The following is a 3,655-nucleotide window of genomic DNA, read 5'->3' as shown; positions in this document are numbered from 1 at the left end:
GGCATAGATTTGGTATCCGCTGATTTCCTGATAGCTTTTTAATAGCTCCAGATATTTGACATGATCTTCCTGATCTTCAAAAATAACCTGTCGATTAATCCCTCTAAAAACCACGTGATATACTGCTCTCGCACTTTTTTCTCTAGCTTTTCTTGGCATCGGTTCATACTCCTACGTTTTTTTAAGCTTACCATGATTAGGTGCATTTTGTAACACAAAAGAACCGTCCCCTTGTGTTTCTCATATTACGCATGAAGGTGTGTCTTTATTCTACATAGGGAATAGACCAAAGGCTATTTGTTCAATAGGCTTTTACTCTGCTTATCAATATACATCATATCGTCAGCTTTTCTCATTAGTTTTTCTGTCTCGTCTTCTGGCGTTTCCCCCACTGCATAACCAATCGAAAAACTGATCATTAAATGTTCTTCTTGCTTTTTAGTATTATAAATTTCGATTTGCTGCAAGATCCTATCCTTGATGATTTCAGCAGCCTCCGCATTGGTTTCTGGAAGAATTGCAACAAACTCATCACCGCCAATTCTTGCCAGGATATCATTTTCCCTTAGGCACTTTTTTAAGACTGCAGACACAGCAATAATAAGCTTGTCCCCTTCAGCATGCCCAAAATGATCATTTACATATTTCAACCGATCAATATCAAACATAAACACCGTGAATGGATGTGTCGGGGCTTGGCTTTCTATAATCTCATTAATATAAGTCCGATTATAGAGTTTGGTGAGCGCATCATGAGTGCCCGAATATCGAAGCTCTTGTTCAGATTTTAGAATTTTTTCATATTGTTCACTGTTTGAAAAAACCAATCCACAGATTTTTGCAATCTCAATGGCAAAGTTTAAATATTTTTCAATATACCCTGGAAATAGAAAACCACTGACATCCACAGCTCCGTACAAAATGTCGTGCCATTTTATCTTGATGCAAAACCGGTTCTGCTCTTTTGAAAAAATATAAGCTTGTTCTTCATTCAAGAATAATGACTTAATATCTGTTGGTAAGCTATCCTTTTCATATTCATTATTCCAATACTTAAATTGTTGGGCTCCGAACACAATCAGGAATATTTCTTTAACTTTCTCTATAACATTACGCTTGTTGGTGTAGTCTGCAATTCTACCCATTAAATCAAAGATCGCAGCATATTCTGCACACTGAGTCTGGATTTCAGCAATTTCCCGGCTATTATCAGTATTTTTCGTGTGAAGTCTCCGTTGTGACACCACCTTGTCAATCAGCATTCGCATACATTCCAGCTCGACCGGAACAACAATATAAGGCAACTTCAAAAACTGTGATAATTCTTCGAGATCCTTTTTTGCATCCTTATAAATTCCGGCATCAAAGAAAACCAGCTCCTTACAAAAGTCATGATAGAAATTAATCGCTGTCTCCTGATCAAACCCAGCTTCTGCAATTCGATCGCGCCAGTCTTTCAGCCATCCAGAGCCTATGATATAGCCGTCTTTGGCCAACACGTAATTTATAAATGGATCGCTGGCCAGGTGGGTAAAACAATAATTAGCTGAGTGTACTTCAATGTCCGTGCCTGGTGGAATCAAAGTAAGAATATCGCAATATTTACTACATAACACCACGTTTTCGTTACTAATCATGCTGTTTTCAGATAAGAGTTTCGAGACATCTTCTTTTTTACGCTTGTTAACGCACATGGAAGGGAAGGGAATCACCCCGACTTCCGTCCATCCCTTCTCTTCACAAATGCTTTTAAACTCTGGAGCATAATTTTCGCAAACATACAGATTGATTTTAGTCGTCATGCTACACCTGCTTCAACGGATAAGTACCATGCTGACTGACTGCTTCAGATATTTCTAGAAGGACACTTTCCGGGACCTGCCAAGGAATTTCGCCATGGTTGTCTGAAAGGATCAGTCCGCCGCCCGATCCTGCCTTGGCGATAATATTTTTAACCTCGGCATTGACCTTGTTAGAACTCCAATTGACCATATCAACGCCATTTAGATTGCCGAGTAGGCAGATCTTGTTTTGGGCTGCTTTTTTGATTGCAATCAGGTCGTCCTCTGCACTGAAGCCCAGCACTGCACTTCCTGTATCGATGATATCATTGATTACCGGCAGCGCTATGCCGGAAGCAAGATGCGTCGCGGTCGGCCCCTTGATTCTGCCAATGGTCTGTTTGGATATTCTGTGACCTGTGGCCAGATACTTGTCTCTTTCAATGATATTCGGTGACGCCAGTGGATCAAAATAACAGATGGCCGTGGCGCCGGCCTCAAGCTGCGCATTGGCCCAGGCTACGCAAAACTCCTGGTTGATCTGCATCAGTCGTTCAAATTCTGGCGCCCGGAAATACATCAGTTCTAAATATTTTTCGAAGCCAATTTGCATAACAGGAAGTGAAAATGGAGACATCACCACGCCGAAAATAGGTGTTTCGTTCCCCACCTCACGCTTTATGAGCGCGGTGGCTTCCAGTACTCGCTTCAGGCATGCTGTATCCTCAATTCTTGGAACCTCAGTTTTGGAGATTTGTTCAGCTGACTTGATGAACGGCTCGCCGGAATTTGGAGGTCCGTCATCGACGAAGATAACCTCGCCGCCAAAGGCTTCTACTTCAATCGGAGCATAAAAAAAAGTATAGATACAGTCATTTCGGTATTTATCCTTCATTTTGAGCTGGGCTTTCATGATATTTTCGGGCTTTGAGAAATAAGACTTGATCGGTATTCCCATTTCTTTCGCGCCGTAAAGCGACAACAGTAAAAATAGCGGTACCCGATCAGGTTCAGTATGGCTGATTGCTGCCATTGTACGTTCAAAAGAGTTCATTCTATTCAACTCCTTTCATTAAGACTTCGATTGTCTTAATAATGTTTGATGCATTTTTACCATCCGCGTCGGCTCCAACTGTCAGCCAAAGATTTTTATCAAGCCTGAATGGCGCACCACCAACAATTATTTTGGGCGTAGCGCCATGTGAAGCAAGTTGCTCTTTCATAATCTTGACCTTCAAAGCGGAAGGGAGCATTAGTGTAGAAATAAGCAGTATTTCAATTTGGTTTTCAACTGTTTTTGAAACAAGTTCTTCAACACTTAAGCCCTGTCCGAAATCCATAATTTCAAATCCACCTGCTCTGAGGATTGAATAGACGATTCTTTTGCCCAAAGCGTGATGATCTAGCAACACGGCGATGGCCATCTTTGGAATATCCGTCCTCTTGATCTGGAATTTTGGTAAATATTTATCAATCAGCTCCTCACAGATTACCCCGCTCATATAAACCTGTGATAAAGAAATCGTCCCACTTTCCCAGCCATCTCCTATATTTTCCAAAGATTGAATAGCTATTAACTCCAATTCTTCAAAGCCCTTACCGCTTGCATGGCATTGCTCGAATATTTCTGCTGCTCGCATTCGATTGATCTGCAGCAAAGCTTTCTCAAATTCCAGCACTGTTGAGTCTATGTTTTTCATGATGCTTTTCCTCCAAACGTTATCTATTTATTCATTTCGGTTGGGTTATCAGGGGGACGGTTCTCTTGTGTCCTTTGGTGATCTGGGGCTATTCACTGAAGACCCTTTTTCATGCCTTTCTGACGACACCAAAACTGATTCCAGTCAATCGTTCAATCTGCCGGATCGACAACC

Annotated in this window: 3 protein-coding genes; all 3 read right to left on the bottom strand. The window is 41.4% G+C overall.

What is annotated here, in order from left to right; translation table 11 throughout:
• Positions 1 to 293: 293 nt before the first annotated feature.
• From GH808_RS14840 to GH808_RS14830, 3 genes are read right to left on the bottom strand one after another with little or no spacing between them, the layout of a single operon-like run.
• Positions 294 to 1,802, bottom strand: coding sequence for a diguanylate cyclase domain-containing protein (locus tag GH808_RS14840; protein ID WP_186843566.1), 1,509 nt, complete (start codon positions 1,800 to 1,802; stop codon positions 294 to 296).
• Between the two features lies 1 nt (position 1,803).
• A complete protein-coding gene (locus tag GH808_RS14835) occupies positions 1,804 to 2,835 on the bottom strand; it encodes a uroporphyrinogen decarboxylase family protein (protein ID WP_186843565.1) in 1,032 nt (343 codons plus the stop codon).
• 1 nt (position 2,836) lies between these two features.
• Complete coding sequence (locus GH808_RS14830) at positions 2,837 to 3,481, bottom strand: cobalamin B12-binding domain-containing protein (RefSeq protein ID WP_186843564.1); 645 nt, start codon at positions 3,479 to 3,481, stop codon at positions 2,837 to 2,839.
• Positions 3,482 to 3,655 lie beyond the last annotated feature (174 nt).

This window comes from Acetobacterium fimetarium, from assembly GCF_014284475.1.
In the GTDB taxonomy this organism is placed as follows: domain Bacteria; phylum Bacillota; class Clostridia; order Eubacteriales; family Eubacteriaceae; genus Acetobacterium; species Acetobacterium fimetarium.
This window is presented reverse-complemented; position numbering and strand designations above follow the sequence as displayed.